Below are 16178 nucleotides of genomic sequence, written 5' to 3' on the forward strand. Positions count from 1 at the left end.
AGAAAAATATAAAAAAGAATGAATAAAGAAATAACATCTAATGAACTGCTCAGCAATATTATAGCAGGTATAGAGAAGGTTAAAGGTAAGGATATCACTATTTTAGATCTACGTGAAGTAGAGAGTGCTGTGTGTGAGTATTTTGTAATATGCAATGGTAATACTAATACTCAGGTGGCAGCGATTTCAGGTTCGGTACAAAAAGTAGTAAGCCAAGCTGAAGGGCATCAAAAGCCTTGGCACGTAGAGGGTGAAATGAATGCTGAATGGGTGCTTATAGATTATGTGGATGTGGTGGTGCATATATTTCAGCCTCAAGTTCGTGAGCATTATGACTTGGAAGGCTTATGGGGCGATGCGAAATTCATTAATGTAGAAACTCAATATTAGAAAATGGGAGATAATAAGAATAACGGCAACCGATTTTCAGCATATTGGCTGTATGCTGTGTTGTTACTTGTGCTTTTGGCATTTAATTACTATTCAGGAGCAACCTTTTGGTCACAACCTAAGGAAATACCGCAAGCTAAATTTGAAGAATATTTGAGCAATGGTGATGTATCACGAATTGTTATTCTGAATAAGAAAGAAGCTAATGTGTACTTGAATGCAGATGCGCTTAAGAAGGAGGAGCATAAAGATGTACGCCCTACAGGGAATGCTATTATGCAAAATGGTAATCCTGCTGATGTACCACAATATCGCTTTGAATTGGGCGACCTTAGCAACTTTGAAAATCGTTTTGACCAGATAGTTAAAGAAAATAACCTTGATACAACGCGCGAAAATAAAAGTCAGCAGAATATATTTTCGGATTTGTTGATTACTTTGATACCATTTGTACTTGTAATAGGTGTATGGATTTATGTAATGAAACGTATGGCAGGTGCAGGAGGCGCTGGAGGTATTTTCAATATAGGAAAATCAAAGGCTCGTATGTTTGACGAGAAAAAGCAAGTACCTGTAACGTTTCAAGATGTAGCAGGCTTGGAAGGGGCTAAAGAGGAAGTACAGGAAATTGTAGATTTCTTGAAGAATCCTGATAAATATACTTCGCTTGGGGGTAAGATACCAAGAGGGGCGTTATTGGTGGGTCCTCCTGGTACTGGTAAAACGCTACTTGCAAAGGCTGTAGCTGGAGAGGCGCAAGTGCCATTCTTTTCGCTTTCGGGTTCTGATTTTGTTGAGATGTTTGTGGGTGTAGGTGCTTCGCGAGTGCGAGACCTTTTTAAACAGGCAAAAGAAAAAGCACCTTGTATTATATTTATAGATGAAATAGATGCTATAGGGCGTGCGCGAGGAAAAAATGCGATGACGGGAGCTAATGATGAGCGAGAAAATACGCTGAACCAGCTGCTTACGGAAATGGATGGTTTTGGGTCGCATACAAATATTATTGTGCTGGCAGCTACTAACCGCGCTGATATTTTGGATAAAGCGTTGATGCGTGCGGGACGTTTTGATAGGCAAATATATGTGGAACTGCCTAACTTGAATGAACGTAAACAAATATTTCAGGTACACTTGAAGCCTATAAAGACGGCTGAGACATTGGATATAGATTTTCTTGCTAAGCAAACACCTGGTTTTTCGGGTGCTGATATTGCTAATGTATGTAATGAGGCGGCTTTGATAGCGGCGCGCAAAGGCAAAACGGCGGTGAGTAAGCAAGAGTTTTTGGACGCTGTAGATAGGATAGTGGGTGGGCTTGAGAAGAAGAGCAAGATTCTTACTCCTGAAGAGCGCAAGGCAATTGCATTTCACGAAGCAGGACACGCAACAGTGAGTTGGCTATTAGAATATGCTGCACCTTTGGTGAAAGTTACAATTGTACCACGAGGGCAGTCGCTGGGGGCTGCTTGGTATTTACCAGAAGAGCGCCAAATAGTGCGCACTGAGCAGATATTGGACGAGATGTGTGCTGCTTTAGGAGGACGTGCTGCTGAAAAGGTAATTTTTGATAAGATATCAACAGGGGCGCTTAGCGACCTTGAGAAGGTTACTAAACAGGCGCGTGCAATGGTTACTATTTATGGGCTTAATGATAAAATAGGTAATCTTACTTATTACGATTCAGCACAATCGGATTATGGATTTACAAAACCTTATAGCGAAAAGACAGCTCATTTGATAGATGAAGAAATTTCAAAAATAGTAGAGGCTCAGTATGCACGAGCTATTGCTATATTGACCGAAAATAAGGAAAAACTTACTCAACTTGCTAACTTACTGTTGGAGCGTGAAGTAATATTCCGCGATGACTTGGAGAATATTTTTGGTAAACGTACTTTTAAAGAAGAGGAAGAATTGGATAAAATTGCTGCCGAACATAAAAATACGGGAGAGGTAAGCTAATGAAGATAACAGCACAAATAAAAGCGCCAATACGTGAGGAAATGGAGCTCTTTGAACAGAAGTTTCAAGGGGCAATGAGCTCGAAAGTTGCTTTGCTAAATCGTATCACCTACTATATAGTGAACCGTAAAGGGAAGCAGATGCGACCGATGTTTGTATTTTTGGTTGCTAAGATGGTATCGGGTGGGGGTATGAGTGAGCGTACTTATAGAGGAGCATCGGTAATAGAACTTATACATACGGCTACCTTGGTGCACGATGATGTTGTAGATGATAGTAATAAGCGACGAGGTTTTTTCTCTATCAACGCTCTTTGGAAGAATAAAATAGCGGTGCTTGTGGGCGATTATTTGCTTTCAAAAGGTTTGTTGCTTTCTATTGATAATGGTGATTTTGACTTATTGCGTATCATCTCGGTTGCGGTGCGAGAAATGAGTGAAGGCGAGCTGTTGCAAATAGAAAAGGCGCGCCGATTGGATATTACTGAGGAGGTTTATTATGAAATCATTAGGCAGAAAACGGCTACACTTATAGCTGCTTGTTGTGCAATGGGAGCTTGTTCGGTATTGCCAGAAGAAACAGAAATAATTGAAAAGATGCGACTTTTTGGTGAGTATATAGGAATGGCATTCCAAATAAAGGATGATCTTTTTGATTATACTGATGATGCAATAGGGAAGCCTACGGGGATTGATATTAAGGAACAAAAAATGACGCTTCCGCTTATTTATACATTGAATAATTGCAGTGAAGACGAGAAAAAATGGCTTATAAATTCGGTAAAGAAGCATAATAAGGATAAAAAGCGGGTGAAAGAGGTTATTGCATTTGTAAAACAACGAGGAGGGCTGGAATATGCGACTTATAAAATGAAGGATTTTCAGGAAAGGGCATTGAAATTGCTAGATGATTTTCCTGTTTCGGACTATAAGAATGCTTTGGTGTTGATGGTGAATTATGTGATTGATAGGGAGATATAGTGTAGTTTTAAAACTAAAAAATATTTTGGCAATTCCTTTGGCTTTTCCAGAGGAATTGCTATTTTTGTGGCTTTAAAGTGAATATTTTTTGAAAATGAAAGGTCTTAAATTTCCTACCCCTTACACGGTGTTGATGATTGTGATTGTATTGGCAGCAGGACTTACGTATCTATTGCCTTCGGGGAGTTATAGCACACTTAGTTACAACAAGGCTGATGATAGTTTTGTAATACGAACTGCTGATAGTGCATATATAGTACCTGCTACTCAAGAGAAACTCAACAATCTTGGTATCAATATACAACTGAATAAGTTTAAGGAGGAAAAAATAAAGAAACCTATTTCAATTCCTGATACTTATGTGGAAGGGAATGGGGCTCCGCAAGGTGCTGTTGCAGTTCTTTTTGCGCCTATTAAGGGGATTTACGATAGTATAGAGGTGATTCTTTTTGTATTGGTATTGGGTGGTTTCATAGGTGTATTCAACAGTTCGGGGGCTTTGAATATGGGTGTAGCTTATTTGGCTCATCTGCTGAAAGGGCGTGAAGGTATTCTTATTATTCTGCTCACTACGCTTTTGGCTCTTGGAGGCTCTTCCTTTGGATTGGCTGAAGAGACTCTTGCGTTTTACCCTATGTTGGTACCTATTTTTTTAGCAGCAGGTTACGACTTATTAGTGCCTTTGGCTGTGATTTATATAGGCTCAAATGTTGGTTCTATGGCATCGACTGTTAATCCGTTTGCGGTGATTATTGCCTCGGATGCTGCTGGGGTAGATTGGACTTCGGGGCTCTATATACGGTTGATTGCCTTAGTATTGTGTGTGATTATCAGTATACTTTATATCATTAGGTATGCTGAAAGGGTAAAAAAATATCCTGAAAAATCTATTGTATATGGGGTTACTTTACCTGAAATATATGCGGCTAATACACCTGAAAAGACTACTGAACTGAAACTATCAACGAAAATAGAGCTTTTGGTTTTTGGGCTTTCGTTTGTAGTTATGATTATAGGAGTATCGCAATGGGGCTGGTGGTTTGGCGAAATGACTGCTCAGTTTTTGGTAGCTGCTGTTGTAATAGCAGTACTACAGCGTTGTGGTGAAGAGGCTTTTGTACAACATTTTATAGCAGGAGCTCGAGACTTATTGGGGGTGGCTTTTATTATTGGGATAGCCAGAGGGGTATCGTTTATACTGAATGATGGGCAGATAGCTGGTACGATATTGCATTATGCAACTGACCTTGTGCGAGGGATGTCGCCAATGTTATTTTTACCAATGCTGATGTTGGTATTTGGAGTGCTTAGTTTGTTTATAGCATCGTCATCGGGTATGGCGGTACTTACGATGCCTATAATAGGGGCATTGGCTTCGGTAGTAGGGGTTGAAGGGCATAGTGTGGTGAGCGCTTATCTTTTTGGTATGGGGATTATGTCGCTAATTACTCCTACGGGGCTTATTTTGCCGTCACTGGCGATGGTGAATGTGAATTACAAACAATGGTTGCGGTTTTGTATGCCGTTAGTGGTTATCTTTTCGGTAGTACTGACGATTTTGTTATGGTTATAAATTTAAATGATTTTTTGCAATGAATATAGTTTTTGTTATTATACTTGTGGCTACAATAGCAGTGAGTTATTATGGGTTTCAGAATACTACTTTTTTTGAGCGTTATAAATTCAATGTAGGAGCTGTGCAGAAGGGTGATTATATTCGTTTGGTATCATCAGGTTTTTTACACGCTGATTGGCAACATTTAATTCTCAATATGGTATCGCTGTTTTTCTTTCAGGGGTTACTCATTAGGAGCATAGGGAGTGTATTATTTTTAGTTGTTTATTTTGGAGCTATGATTGCGGGTAGTTTGTTTAGTTGGTATTTGTACCAACGACAATGGTATTATTCGGCTATAGGAGCTTCGGGAGCTGTTTCAGGAATTATATTTGCTGCGATTGCACTTAATCCTACAGGAATAACAGTGAATTTTTTGCCGGGTTGGTTGTTTGGTGCTTTTTATTTTGCTTATTCGGCTTTTATGATGTTTAATCCGAGTGAAGGGGATAATATAGGACACGCTGCGCATTTAGGAGGGGCTGTATTTGGACTTTTGGTAGCTGTATTATATGCACCTGAGGCAGTAATAAATCACGCTTTTTATATAGGAGTAATGGTTCTGCCATTAGGCTATATTGTTTATCAGCTAAAAAATAACAAAAAGAACTATTAACTATGAGTTATTTAAAAGATGTAATTACAGATGTACTTGAAAACTACAGCACTAAAGCAGATCGTTTAGTGTTTGTTACTACGGGAAAACGACCTGCATTGTTTTTGAAGAAATATTTTGCTGAACAAGTACAACGACCTACTATGGCTCCTGAATTTATAGGGATAGCTGATTTATTTACGCGTATCTCGGGGGTAGAGGCTATTAGTGGTTTGCCTTTGTTATTTGAATTTTATGATAGCTATAAAGGGGTGTGTAAGGCAAAAGATGTAAATAATTTTGAAGAGTTCTTGGGTTGGGCTGTTACAGCATTGAAAGATTTTAGTGAGATAGACCAATATTTGGTACAGCCTGATAAGATATTTTCTTATATTAGTGACTTAAGAAAAGTAGAACAGTGGAGCGGTATGGATTCTCTTACAGATTTACAGAAAGAATATTTAGCTTTTTGGGAGTCTTTACGTGATTATTATGATGCTCTAAATGAAAAATTGACAAAAAAGAAGAAAGGGTATGCAGGCTTTGTGGCGAAAAAAGCAGTAGAATTTCTTCCTAAATATATAGAGACTCACACTGATACAATTCATATATTTGTGGGTTTTAATGCACTCTCAGAAGCTGAACAGAAGGTCATACAAGATATTTTGATGGATATAGGTGGTGAGATTTATTGGGATGCAGACAGCTATTTTGTAAACAAGAAAGACCACGATGCGGGATATTTCTTTCGTAAATATAGGGAGCATTGGAGATATTACAAAACGCATACTCCTAAATTTATAAATAATAACTACGAGAAAGAAAAGAAGATTTATCTTACAGGGGTTTCTAAAAGTATCAATCAGGTACACGTGGTGGCTGAGCTCTTGCAGCATACTCCTAAAACTGAATTGGAAAAAACAGCGCTTATTGTTGCTGATGAGAGTTTGCTAATACCAATGCTTCAAGCGGTTCAGTCTAATACGGCTGTGAATATTACAATGGGTTACCCTTTGCAGCAAACGCCTCTAAACGATTTATTTACTACTTATTTTCGTTTGCATCTTTCCAAGAGTTTTTACCATAAAGATGTACTGAACTTATTGTCGCAACCTTTTTTGAAACAGTTACTTTCGCAAGAGGCAATAAAAGCTATCTCAGAGTATATTACAAAGCATAATCTTACATATATAAGCAGAGAGAAGCTCTTACAAGCGACTCCTGAAAATCAGCACGAGGTTTTTAAATTATTATTTCCTGAAAAAGAGCAGGATAAGACGAGAAATGTTGCTTTTATCAGCAAGCTGATAGAGAACGCTATTACAATAATTTATAAACTTAAATCATATATAGACCCTGAAAATTCACAACATATTCTTGTACAGGAGTATGCTTATAGGTTCTATGAATTATTTAATCAACTAAAACAATTACAAGATCGTTATCATTATATAGATTCAGTGAAAACATTATATCACTTCTATTTAGATGTATTGCAGAAAAGTGCTCTCAACTTTCGTGGTGAACCTTTGGAAGGGTTACAGGTGATGGGGGTATTGGAGAGTAGAAGTTTAGATTTTGAAAATGTGATTATTACTTCAGTAAATGAAGGTGTATTGCCTCTTGGCAAGAGTGATAACTCTTTGATACCTTATGATGTAAAGCGTGAATTGGGGTTACCTACTTATAAAGAACGCGATGCGGTTTATAGTTATAACTTTTATCGTATTTTGCAACGTGCTAAGAAAGTTCACCTACTGTATGATACTGAAATGGATAGCTTAAAGAGTAAAGAAAAGAGTAGGTTTATATTGCAATTATTAGCTGAAAATGTTGATAAACACGAGGTGATACATTCTATTAAAGCTCCTAAAGTGTATCCTACTTCTTTGTCTGTGCTTAACATACAAAAAACACCTGAAATTATAGAAAAGTTACGTGTGCTTGCTGAAAATGGACTATCGCCTTCAGCAATTACAACTTATATACGCAATCCGCTTACGTTTTATCAGCAAAATGTATTAAAAGTATATGAGGAACAAGAAGTAGAAGAAACGGTAGAAGCACGTACTTTTGGTAATATTATTCATAAAACGTTGGAATGCTTATATAAAGGCTTATTGTATAGTAGAATAAACCGAGCTATTACTGTAAATGATATAGAAAAAATACGCCCTAAAGTAGAAAGGATTATTAATATTCACTTTCGCAGAGAGTATAGGAATGATAGTTTTAGTGAAGGAAAAAATTACCTTATTTACAACGTTATTAAGGAATATGTGCATCGTTTTTTAGATTTAGAAATAGCAACAATTAAAGAGGGTACAGAAATAAAAGTACTTTGTTTAGAAGAAAAAATGGTAATTCCTTTTGAACATAAAATAAATGGCACTATCGTAAATTTTAAAGGAATTATAGACCGTATTGATTGTAGAGATGGAAAATTACAAATTATAGATTATAAAACAGGGGTTGTAGAAGAAAAAGATGTAAAAATAAATGATTGGGAAGATCTTATTGATGATATAAAGTATGGTAAAGCCTTTCAATTACTTACTTATGCTTATATGTACCAACAAAAATTTAAAACAAAGGAAACTATGCAAGTAGCTAATTTATCATTCAAGCGTTTGCAGAAAAATTTGATACAATTCCATACTCATTTTGATAAACAAAAAGATTATGATGTTACCCCTGCAGTTCTTTCTGAATATGTAACTGTTACCAAAAAGTTGTTGGAAGAGATTTTTGATACAACTATCCCTTTTAGTGAAGTAATTTGACCCGATTACTACAATAAAAAAATACTTGGAAGTTGTCAAAACTTTCAAGTATTTTTTGTTTCTATGATAAATATTACTTCACTTCAGTACCATTAGCAATGCCTTCACTATCAGGAGCAATAAAAGTATATTTACCTTCGTTGTTTTCTACCATTAGTATCATTCCTTGGCTTTCTACTCCACGCAGTTTGCGTGGTGCGAGGTTGGTAAGCACCGTTACACGCTTTCCTATAATTTCTTCAGGTTCAAAACTTTGCGCTATACCCGATACTATAGTACGCTGGTCTATCCCTGTATCTACTTTCAGAATAAGTAGTTTGTCAGCTTTAGGCATTTTTTCGGCTGTGAGAATGGTACCTATACGAATATCCATTTTAGCAAAATCATCATAGCTAATAAGCTCTTTTTGAGGTGCTACAGATGTTTCTGCTACGCTTGCTGTCTCTTGTGTATTTTCTTTTTTAGTAGTTTCTAAGCGTTGTAGTTGTTTTTCTATAGCCTCATCTTCAATCTTTTCAAATAATAATACAGCTTTACCTATCGTATGTCCGCTTGTAATTAATAGTTTGTTTGGTAATATATTTTGCCAATGAGGTGCTGATGACATTGCTTCAAAAAGCAACATCTTCTTTAACTTTTCAGATGTAAAAGGTAAAAAAGGTTCGCTAGTGATAGCCAAAGCTGTAGTTATATGCAGTGCTACAAACATTATAGTCTTTACACGTTCTGCATCGGTTTTTATAAGCTTCCAAGGCTCTTCGTCAGCGAGATATTTATTACCTAAGCGAGCAATATTCATTAGTTCTTGTTGCGCCTCGCGAAAACGAAAACGTTCTAATGATTGCTCAATTTTTTGAGAAAGAGTTACTACTTCGGCAAGTACTTCATTGTCAGTAGCTGTAAAGGTATTAGGCGCGGGTACTATACCATTGTAGTATTTATCGGTAAGCACTAATACCCTATTGATAAAATTACCTAATATAGCTACCAATTCATTATTATTACGAGCTTGGAAGTCCTTCCAAGTAAAGTCGTTATCTTTGGTTTCAGGAGCATTAGCAGTTAGTACATAACGCAATACATCTTGCTGATTTGGAAAATCTTCTAAATACTCGTGTAGCCACACAGCCCAATTTTTAGAAGTAGAAAGCTTGTTACCTTCTAAATTTAGAAACTCATTAGCAGGTACATTGGTAGGCAATATATAACTACCATAAGCTTTGAGCATTGCAGGGAATATTATGCAATGGAAAACAATATTATCTTTCCCTATAAAATGTATCAATTCAGTATTTTCATCTTTCCAATAAGGCTTCCAGTCTTTTCCCTCACGGGTAGCCCATTCTTTAGTAGATGATATATATCCAATAGGAGCATCAAACCATACGTACAATACTTTACCTTCGGCACCTTTTATAGGTACAGGGATACCCCAATCAAGGTCGCGCGTAACGGCACGTGGTTTAAGCTCATCGTCCAACCAGCTTTTTACTTGCCCATATACATTAGGTTTCCAGTCGTTTTTATGACCCTTGAGTATCCAATCTTCTAAAAACTTCTGATAACGATCTAAGGGTAAGAACCAATGTTTAGTAGCCTTTAGTATAGGTTTACTACCTGTGATAGATGATTTAGGGTCTATCAAATCAGTAGCGTTAAGTGAGCTGCCGCAACGCTCACATTGGTCGCCATAGGCTTCAGTATTACCACATTTTGGGCAAGTACCTATTACGAACCTATCGGCTAAGAACTGATGAGCTTCTTCATCATAAAGTTGCTCCGATACTTCTTCTATAAAATCGCCTTGTTCGTATAGTTTTTTAAAGAAATCAGAGGCTGTTTCGTGGTGAATAGCAGCTGAGGTACGTGAATAGTTATCAAATGAAATACCAAAATCCTCAAATGATTGTTTAATAATATTATGATATTTATCAATAATAGCTTGAGGGGTTGTACCTTCTTTTTTAGCTTTTATAGAGATAGCTACTCCGTGCTCATCACTACCGCAAATAAAAGCTACATCATTATTTTTAAGTCGTTGGTAGCGCGCATAAATATCGGCAGGTACGTATACACCTGCAAGGTGTCCTATATGTATAGGTCCGTTAGTATAAGGTAGCGCTGCTGTAATGGTATATCTTTTAGGCATCTTGTACTGTAATTATTTTTAGGCTGCAAAAATACAAAATTATTATGAAACTTGGGCAATAACTAGTATAAAAAAAAGCTGTCCCAATATGAGACAGCTTTCTTTAATTGTATAATTTAGTGTTATTATTTTATGCTGAATGTAGCCTTACGAGCTAACTGACGAGCTCTTGGTGAGTTTTTATCAACTGATGTATCTTCACCTTTACCTTCAGTAGAGATACGTGATGCACTAACACCTGCTTTTACAAGCAAATCTTTCACAGCATTAGCACGTTTTTGTGATAATGTAGAGTTGTAGTTAGTACCACCCAACTCATCTGCATAACCTACTACTGATATTTGAGCGTTGCTGTTTTCTTTCATATATTTAACAACCATATCAATAGCCCAAGTAGAACTCATTTGAGGTACAGAAGAGTTGAAATCAAAGTAAGCACTTATGTAACCTTTTTTGATAAGGTCAGCAACTACATCACCGCTTACGCCACCGTTTTCAGCTGCAGAAGCTGCTGCAGTAGCACCTTTAGCTTGGTAGTTGTTGTTCAAGTAGCTTTCAATTTCGTCAGGAATTCCGTTGCCGTTAGCATCGTTCATCTTGTCTTGTTTGCCAGATACTTTGTCTTTCAAATCAGATACATTGCTTTCAAGAGCAGCGATACGTTGAGCAACATCATCGTTTTCTTGTTGTTTAGCAGCATTAGCAGCCCAATCAGCGTGTACACCTTGTTTACCAAGTGCAATGTTCAAACCTACAGTACCTACTAAGTGAGCACCTTGGAAAACACGTCTTGTAGCACGAGATTTAGTATCGTAGCTAACGTTTTGTTTAGCATTCAAAAATAATGAACCATCTAATAATAAAGCAATGCGGTTAGAAAGTCTTACTTGAGGTGTAACACCCGCTGTTAAGAATACCATACGGTCAGCTTTTCCTAACCAATCACTTTTAAGTTGAGCGTAACCACCACCAGCGTGTACCAATACGTTAAGGTCGCTAGTCCAATCTTCAAAGCTCAACACTCTACCCAAGTTTGCGTACGCTTGCAAATTAACATTCCAAATATTTGAGTCAAACTTAGAGGTGTTTTTCTTGTTAGAGAAAGCATCGTAACCACCTCCTAAACGAAGACCAAATTTGTTGTTAAGCATATAGCGCACACCTACTGATGCACTCCACGGACTTGGAGTGGCTGTAGCATACCCTCGTGTAAGTGGAGAAACAGCTTTATTTAGCCCTCCATTTACATCTACTGACCATTTGTTATAGTCATCTTGTGCTTGGACTCCAAGGAAAGCCAATGAAGCCAGAACTAAAATACTTTTTTTCATTTTCTTTTTTTAATTAAGTAAATTATACAATAATGCGGCAAAGGTAATATTATTTTTGGTACTAAAAATATGTTTAACAAAAGTTTAACGTTTTTCCTTGTACTTTAGTAGCATTCGTTCTAAAGGCTCTACGCTACTATCAATACCTTCCTCAAAGGTCTTAAACTGTTTTTTCACTACAAGGCTCTCACCAGGAATGTGTACCTTCACCTCTACTATTTTATTCTCTTTAGTATTGGTGTTTTCTAACTTCAAATGTACGTCAGCTTCAATGATGCGATCGTAAAAATTGTCAAGCTTGTCAAGCTTTTTTTGGATAAAATCCACTAACTTCTGGTCAACTGTAAAGTCAACAGGATGTACATGTACTTTCATAATGTCTCTTTTTTAAGGTTAAACAATTCTATTACTCTTCCTCGTCTTTTTGTTCTGCACGAGGATGTGCTTTTTTGTATTGGCGTTTTAGCTCTACTAAGCTTGTATTAGTATACACTTGCGTAGAAGCAAGGCTTGCGTGCCCCAATAGTTCTTTTACGGTATTCAAATCGGCACCATTATCCAATAGATGGCTGGCAAATGAATGTCGTAGCACGTGAGGGCTCACATTTTTTTTGCTGGTAACGGCACTAAAATACGAATTGATAATTCTATATATCAATGTAGGGTATATCTTTTTGCCGTTTTTCACTAAGAACAAATAATCTTCACTTTTTTTATTAGCTATTTCTGCTCGTAGCTTTAAATACTCGTGTAATGTATTTTCAAGTTCTGGTATAATCGGTATGTAACGTTCCTTATCTCCTTTACCCAATATTTTTACTTGGCGTTGGATAAGATCTACATCTCCCACTTTCAGGTTGGCTAACTCAGATCGTCGCATCCCCGTAGCATAGAGCATCTCTATTACTGCTCTGTCACGCACCTCATCAAATGAATTCTTACTCGAAAAATAAGAAAGCACTTTTTCTATTTCTGCTTCTGAAAATGGAATCTTTTGCTTCTTATCGGTCTTCAGCATAAAAATTCCTTTTTCAAAAGGGCTTATCTCTATTTGTTTTGTTTTCTTTAAAAAAGAATAGTAAGTTTTTAAAGCTGATAGTTTCCTATTGATACTTCTGAATGATATAGATTGGTCAGATAGGCTGATAATCCACTTCTTTATATCCTCTTGGTCGGCTTTTTCTAACGGACATTCTTCCTCCTTCTTCTCATACTCACTCTTAATAAAACGTTCGAAAGCCCTAAGGTCGTGTTTGTAAGCTTCAACAGTATGAATGGAATACTTCATCTCTATTGAAAGATAAATAATAAAAGCATTGATTGACATACTTAAATGTTAGTTGATTAAAAATAGGTTTATAGTTTCTAAAAAGTATCTTACTTTTTTCATAGCAAAGTAAAGAATTTTATAGAACATAGCACGTTAATAAATTGTTAAATTTTCATCTTATTTTGTTAAAGTAATACTTTACTATAACAAAATCAGTAAGTTACGTATCTCTCTATTTTATGAAATTTAATCGTTAAACATTGATAATTAAACATTATTTCTTATCTTTGCCCCAAACTTAAAATAATTATAATTATGTTAGCACAAGCTTCATTTATTGGTTTTGTAAAAACGCTATTAATCATACTCCTAATTATACTTGGAATCCGTATTTTATTCCGCATCCTATTGCCTTATATTCTTCGTTTTTTTTTCAATAGAGTAGGAGAGCGTATTCAAAAGGAATTTCAAAACTATCAGCAAAATCCTCAATCACCTTATAATGATTATAATAATCAAACTTATAAAAAAAGCCAGAACAGTAGAGAAAATATTGTGAATCGTGAAGATACAACTAAAAATCCTAAAGCTACACGTCAAGTAGGCGAATATATTGATTACGAAGAAATATAAACTATTGAATTATAATTAGATGAAAAAAATAATACCTCACCTTATTGCAGTGGCTCTATTTGCCATTATAGCTATCGCTTTTTTTTATCCTGTACTGCAAGGTAAAGCTATTTGGCAGTCCGATATCGTTCAATACACCGGTATGGCAAAAGAACGTAACGATTACCGACTTTCTGATAATAAAGAATCGTATTGGACGAATAGTGCTTTTGGAGGAATGCCTACTTATCAGCTCGGTGCTAACTATCCTTATGATTTTATAAAACAAGTAGACAGAACTCTTCGCTTTTTACCTCGCCCTGCAGATTATCTTTTCCTTTATTTTATAGGTTTTTACCTGCTTCTTTCGGTACTCAAAGTTGATACCCGCAATGCTTTTCTCGGGGCTATCGCTTTTGGGCTCTCTACTTACCTTATTATTATTCTTGGGGTAGGACATAATGCCAAAGCTCATAGTATTGCTTATTTTGCACCTGTTTTAGCGGGTATTTTGCTGGTATTTCAACGGAAATATCTTGTAGGTGGTATTCTCACAGCTTTCGCTTTAGCTTTGCAACTTTGTGCCAACCACTTCCAAATGACTTACTACCTCCTCCTATTGGTGCTGCTTCTTGGCGCTGGTTATCTTTTCCAAGCCATCAAGCAAAAACAGCTAAAAAATTTTCTTAAAGCTATGGGGGTTCTTATAGGGGCGGCTTTCATTGCTGTTTTGTCCAATGCTACATTGCTTTTAGCTACTCGTGAATATGCCGCTTGGAGTACCCGCAGTAAATCTACCCTCACTACTGCCACTACAACAATAGAGGCTTCAGGCTTATCTAAAGATTATATTACCGAATATAGCTACGGAATTACCGAGTCTTTAAACCTTATCGTTCCTCGTCTCTTTGGGGGCTCCAATCACGAAGCACTCGGCGAAAAATCAAATACATATCAGTATTTAGCTTCTCAAGGCTATGGAGGAGCTGAAGCTTTAAACTTTGCTAATAGCCTGCCTACTTATTGGGGCGACCAGCCTATTGTGGCTGCTCCTGCTTATATAGGTATTGTTGTGTTCTTCTTCTTTGTATTGGCTCTTTTTGTGGTGAGAAATAAACTCAAATGGTGGCTCATTGCAGGTACTCTGATGTCTTTGCTACTCTCGTGGGGTAAAAACTTCAACCTTCTCACCGATTTTATGATAGATTATTTCCCTCTTTACAACAAGTTTAGGGCAGTTTCCTCTATACAAGTCTTGTTAGAGCTCTGTGTGCCTCTACTTGCTGTTTTAGGACTTTATCAATTTATTAAAATGCCTGCTGAAGAACGTAAAAAGCCCCTCCTCAACACAATATATGTGGTATTAGGAATATTAGTATTATTGCTGCTCGGCAAAGGCTTTTTTAGTTTTACTTCACCCAATGACGCTCGCTATGCACAGTATTATGGCAATGAGCTTATTGCAATGATTGTTAAAGACCGCGAAAGTATCTATACTTCCGATGTGCTACGTGCGCTCCTGCTCACAGTACTTACCGCAGCTGCTTTGGCTTTGTATCATTTCAAAAAATTAAACCTATGGGCTGTACAAGTTATTATATTAGCCTTGTTGTTTTTCGATTTGGGCGGAGTAGCCAAGCGTTATGTCAATAAAGATAGCTTCGTAGAGGGTCATCAGCTAGCCAATCCTTTTCAGCCTACCCCTGCTGATGAATATATCTTGCGAGATAAATCCTATTATCGTGTTTATGAACCAGAAGTGGGGCTCAATGGGGCGCGCACTTCATTTTTTCACCATTCTATTGGGGGGTATCACGCTGCCAAACCGCGTAAGCTACAAGAGCTTTTTGATTATCAGTTTAAAGAAGGTAATATGAAGGTGCTCAATTGGCTGAATGTAAAATATGTTATCGTGCGCAATGAAAAGAACCAAGTAACGCCTATTCTCAACGATGAGGCATTGGGTAATGCTTGGTTTGTAAACCAAGTTATTCGCAAAGCTAATGATGATGAAGTAATGAGTGAGTTAAGGAATTTTGACCCTGTTACCGAAGTAGTTGTGAATAATAAAGAAGTAAAAGCAGTATTTCCATTGCAATACAGTGCCGATAGTACAGCTACCATACAGCTAAAAAGCTATGCACCCGATGCGTTGGTTTATGAAAGTGACAATGCTCACGATGGTTTTGCTGTATTTTCCGAAATGTATTACCCTCACGGGTGGAAAGCTACCATAGATGGCAAAGCTGCTGATTTTTACCCAGTAGACTATCTTTTGCGCGGAATGCCCATCCCTGCAGGCAAACATACTATAAAGTTTAGTTTTGAACCTGAAGTAGTAACTATAGGTAGCTATTTATCTCTTGCTGGCAGTTCGTTATTGTTGTTATGGATTGTAGCTTCGCTGATACAGCAGTTTAAACGAAGAAGAACAACAGCTTAAATATATCACACAGAGGCTGTCCAAAAAGTCTTTAAAAGTATGATT

12 protein-coding genes are annotated in these 16178 nt (G+C 37.0%); 8 read left to right on the top strand and 4 right to left on the bottom strand.

Features of this window, described 5'->3' with window-relative positions:
* The first annotated feature begins 18 nt into the window (after positions 1 to 18).
* The 6 genes from rsfS (at position 19) to HMPREF9075_RS06655 (ending at position 8328) form a co-directional block, all read left to right on the top strand.
* A complete protein-coding gene (rsfS, locus tag HMPREF9075_RS06630; protein WP_009415733.1) occupies positions 19 to 390 on the top strand; it encodes a ribosome silencing factor in 372 nt (123 codons plus the stop codon).
* 3 nt (positions 391 to 393) lie between these two features.
* A complete protein-coding gene (gene ftsH, locus HMPREF9075_RS06635; protein WP_009415734.1) occupies positions 394 to 2355 on the top strand; it encodes an ATP-dependent zinc metalloprotease FtsH in 1962 nt (653 codons plus the stop codon).
* On the top strand, positions 2355 to 3335 hold the full coding sequence (locus tag HMPREF9075_RS06640; protein WP_009415735.1) for a polyprenyl synthetase family protein: 981 nt from the start codon (positions 2355 to 2357) through the stop codon (positions 3333 to 3335). The genes ftsH and HMPREF9075_RS06640 overlap by 1 nt, the downstream gene beginning before the upstream one ends.
* Positions 3336 to 3429: 94 nt before the next feature.
* On the top strand, positions 3430 to 4908 hold the full coding sequence (locus HMPREF9075_RS06645; RefSeq protein ID WP_009415736.1) for a YfcC family protein: 1479 nt from the start codon (positions 3430 to 3432) through the stop codon (positions 4906 to 4908).
* A gap of 19 nt (positions 4909 to 4927) precedes the next feature.
* A complete protein-coding gene (locus HMPREF9075_RS06650) occupies positions 4928 to 5566 on the top strand; it encodes a rhomboid family intramembrane serine protease (protein ID WP_009415737.1) in 639 nt (212 codons plus the stop codon).
* A gap of 2 nt (positions 5567 to 5568) precedes the next feature.
* Positions 5569 to 8328, top strand: coding sequence for a PD-(D/E)XK nuclease family protein (locus tag HMPREF9075_RS06655; protein ID WP_009415738.1), 2760 nt, complete (start codon positions 5569 to 5571; stop codon positions 8326 to 8328).
* A gap of 73 nt (positions 8329 to 8401) precedes the next feature.
* On the opposite strand, the gene metG is transcribed toward HMPREF9075_RS06655, so the two are convergent.
* The 4 genes from metG to HMPREF9075_RS06675 form a co-directional block, all read right to left on the bottom strand.
* On the bottom strand, positions 8402 to 10477 hold the full coding sequence (metG, locus tag HMPREF9075_RS06660) for a methionine--tRNA ligase (protein WP_009415739.1): 2076 nt from the start codon (positions 10475 to 10477) through the stop codon (positions 8402 to 8404).
* A 125-nt stretch (positions 10478 to 10602) separates the two neighbouring features.
* Positions 10603 to 11808, bottom strand: a complete 1206-nt coding sequence (locus HMPREF9075_RS06665) for an OmpA family protein (RefSeq protein ID WP_009415740.1) — start codon at positions 11806 to 11808, stop codon at positions 10603 to 10605.
* 84 nt (positions 11809 to 11892) lie between these two features.
* Complete coding sequence (hpf, locus tag HMPREF9075_RS06670) at positions 11893 to 12183, bottom strand: ribosome hibernation-promoting factor, HPF/YfiA family (protein WP_009415741.1); 291 nt, start codon at positions 12181 to 12183, stop codon at positions 11893 to 11895.
* Positions 12184 to 12214: 31 nt separating this feature from the next.
* A complete protein-coding gene (locus HMPREF9075_RS06675) occupies positions 12215 to 13135 on the bottom strand; it encodes a tyrosine-type recombinase/integrase (RefSeq protein ID WP_009415742.1) in 921 nt (306 codons plus the stop codon).
* A gap of 258 nt (positions 13136 to 13393) precedes the next feature.
* Between HMPREF9075_RS06675 and HMPREF9075_RS06680 the strand changes: the two genes are divergently transcribed.
* Together HMPREF9075_RS06680 and HMPREF9075_RS06685 are read left to right on the top strand one after the other, a co-directional pair.
* Positions 13394 to 13711: a DUF4834 family protein gene (locus HMPREF9075_RS06680; RefSeq protein ID WP_009415743.1), complete on the top strand. Its 318-nt coding sequence runs from the start codon at positions 13394 to 13396 to the stop codon at positions 13709 to 13711.
* Between the two features lie 19 nt (positions 13712 to 13730).
* Positions 13731 to 16133, top strand: a complete 2403-nt coding sequence (locus tag HMPREF9075_RS06685; RefSeq protein ID WP_009415744.1) for a YfhO family protein — start codon at positions 13731 to 13733, stop codon at positions 16131 to 16133.
* The last annotated feature ends 45 nt before the right edge of the window (positions 16134 to 16178 follow it).

It is taken from the genome of Capnocytophaga sp. oral taxon 332 str. F0381 (genome assembly GCF_000318275.2).
Lineage (GTDB): Bacteria > Bacteroidota > Bacteroidia > Flavobacteriales > Flavobacteriaceae > Capnocytophaga > Capnocytophaga bilenii.

Coding starts and splice junctions, on each gene's coding strand:
- rsfS (WP_009415733.1), top strand. CDS start 19: ATGAATAAAGAAATAACATCTAATGAACTGCTCAGCAATATTATAGCA.
- ftsH (WP_009415734.1), top strand. CDS start 394: ATGGGAGATAATAAGAATAACGGCAACCGATTTTCAGCATATTGGCTG.
- HMPREF9075_RS06640 (WP_009415735.1), top strand. CDS start 2,355: ATGAAGATAACAGCACAAATAAAAGCGCCAATACGTGAGGAAATGGAG.
- HMPREF9075_RS06645 (WP_009415736.1), top strand. CDS start 3,430: ATGAAAGGTCTTAAATTTCCTACCCCTTACACGGTGTTGATGATTGTG.
- HMPREF9075_RS06650 (WP_009415737.1), top strand. CDS start 4,928: ATGAATATAGTTTTTGTTATTATACTTGTGGCTACAATAGCAGTGAGT.
- HMPREF9075_RS06655 (WP_009415738.1), top strand. CDS start 5,569: ATGAGTTATTTAAAAGATGTAATTACAGATGTACTTGAAAACTACAGC.
- metG (WP_009415739.1), bottom strand. CDS start 10,477: ATGCCTAAAAGATATACCATTACAGCAGCGCTACCTTATACTAACGGA.
- HMPREF9075_RS06665 (WP_009415740.1), bottom strand. CDS start 11,808: ATGAAAAAAAGTATTTTAGTTCTGGCTTCATTGGCTTTCCTTGGAGTC.
- hpf (WP_009415741.1), bottom strand. CDS start 12,183: ATGAAAGTACATGTACATCCTGTTGACTTTACAGTTGACCAGAAGTTA.
- HMPREF9075_RS06675 (WP_009415742.1), bottom strand. CDS start 13,135: ATGTCAATCAATGCTTTTATTATTTATCTTTCAATAGAGATGAAGTAT.
- HMPREF9075_RS06680 (WP_009415743.1), top strand. CDS start 13,394: ATGTTAGCACAAGCTTCATTTATTGGTTTTGTAAAAACGCTATTAATC.
- HMPREF9075_RS06685 (WP_009415744.1), top strand. CDS start 13,731: ATGAAAAAAATAATACCTCACCTTATTGCAGTGGCTCTATTTGCCATT.